This window comes from Bacillus sp. LR--39, from assembly GCF_053613335.1.
In genome coordinates this window covers 1-1747 of sequence record NZ_JBSIOT010000091.1, presented here as the reverse complement: position 1 = coordinate 1747, position 1747 = coordinate 1, and the positions used below count along the sequence as shown (strand labels likewise).

General features: G+C 50.1%; 2 protein-coding genes. One reads left to right on the top strand and one right to left on the bottom strand.

Translation table 11 applies throughout. From position 1 onward, the window contains the following. A partial coding sequence (gene pepF, locus ACWHAR_RS20595) for an oligoendopeptidase F (protein ID WP_452087674.1) occupies positions 1-1350 on the top strand: 1350 nt, incomplete at its 5' end. Between the two features lie 22 nt (positions 1351-1372). Here pepF and ACWHAR_RS20590 read toward each other — a convergent pair. Then, the coding region (locus ACWHAR_RS20590; protein ID WP_452087673.1) for an amidase family protein at positions 1373-1747 on the bottom strand (375 nt) is incomplete at its 5' end.

The window sequence follows — 1747 nt, the reverse complement described above, 5'->3', positions numbered from 1 at the left end:
CTAGCCGTTTTAGGCGAAATACATGATGCCCCGTACAAAATTTTCGGGATGGCGAAGCTTGCGGATATGCAATTTTCCCCGATTCAGGACCGAAACGGCAATACACTCGCCAATTCGTTCGCGTTATATGAAGGAAAATACATGTTCTCTCCTGATACGCATATTCGCAGAACCGCATTCGACTCCTTTACCAATACCCTGCAAACATACAAAAACACCATCGCCGCCATCTATGAAACAGAGGTCAAAAAACAGGTCAGCATGTCAAGGCTGCGCGGATATGAATCCGTCACCCATATGCTTCTTCAGCCGCAAAGCGTCACGCTCGAAATGTACCGCAACCAGCTTGATGTGATTAAAAACGAACTTGCACCTCATATGCGCAAGTATGCCGCCTTGAAAAAACGCGTATTAGACCTCGACGAAATGCGCTTCTGCGATTTGCAGGCTCCGCTCGATCACGACTTCAGTCCAAAGACGACTTACGAACAGGCCGGCCGGATGATCTTGGACGCTTTACAAGTGATGGGGCCGGAGTACACGGAAGTCATGGAAACCGCCTTGACTGAGCGGTGGGTTGATCTCGCTGACAATATCGGCAAATCAACGGGCGCGTTTTGTTCAAGTCCGTACGGAGCGCATCCTTTCATTTTGATGACATGGACGGATACGATGCGGGATGCCTTTACCCTTGCCCATGAACTCGGTCATGCCGGCCATTTTTACTTTGCCAACCGAGAGCAGCGCATCATGAATGTCAGACCGTCTCTATATTTCATTGAAGCGCCTTCTACAATGAACGAAATGCTTCTCGCTCAGCATTTGTTTTCCAAAACAAATGATCCGAAAATGAAGCGCTGGGTCATCAACCAGCTGATGGGCACGTATTACCACAATTTCGTCACCCATCTGCTTGAGGGGGAATATCAGCGGAGAGTCTATGAGCTCGCCGAACAGGGGCACGCACTTACCGCTTCCGTACTGTCTGAGGAAACTAGCGCCGTGCTCTCCGAATTCTGGGGCAGCGGAGTTAAGGTTGATGAAGGAGCAAGCTTAACATGGATGCGTCAGCCACACTATTACATGGGGTTATACCCTTACACCTATTCTGCCGGGCTGACAGCATCGACGATCGTCTCGCAACAGATCAAAGAAGAAGGCCGCCCTGCCGTAGACAGATGGCTGAACGTTTTAAAAGCAGGCGGTACCATGAAGCCGCTGGACTTGTTGAAACACGCCGGTGTCGACATGTCGACAGACCAGCCGATCCGCCGGGCTGTGACGTATGTCGGAACATTGGTTGACGAGCTTGAAAAACTGTACGATAAAAAAGAAGACCGGCCTGATTAACGGGCGGTCCTCTCTTATACGGTTACAGACTGCCGAGCATTGGATTTCCTTTCATTCCGATCCATAAGTCTGATTGCTCTAATAAATGGGCGGTGCGCAGCAGCCAATGTTCCTTTCCTTTCGGAGCCGTCACTTGAACACCCAGCGGCAAACCTTCATTTGTCAGATGGACCGGGACGCTCATTGCAGGCTGTCCGGTTAAGTTGGCAAGCTGTGTGAATGGTGTATATGTCAAGCTTTTCAAAAACATTTGATAAATCAGCGACTGCTGCTCGATTTTTTCCAGCTCACTTACTTTCAGGAGCGCTTCGGCTTCTTTTTCGGTATGGGTGAGCTCGCCGACCTTTGGAGCGGGGTAAGCCGTTGCCGGGGTCACATACAGATCATAGGTCTCATG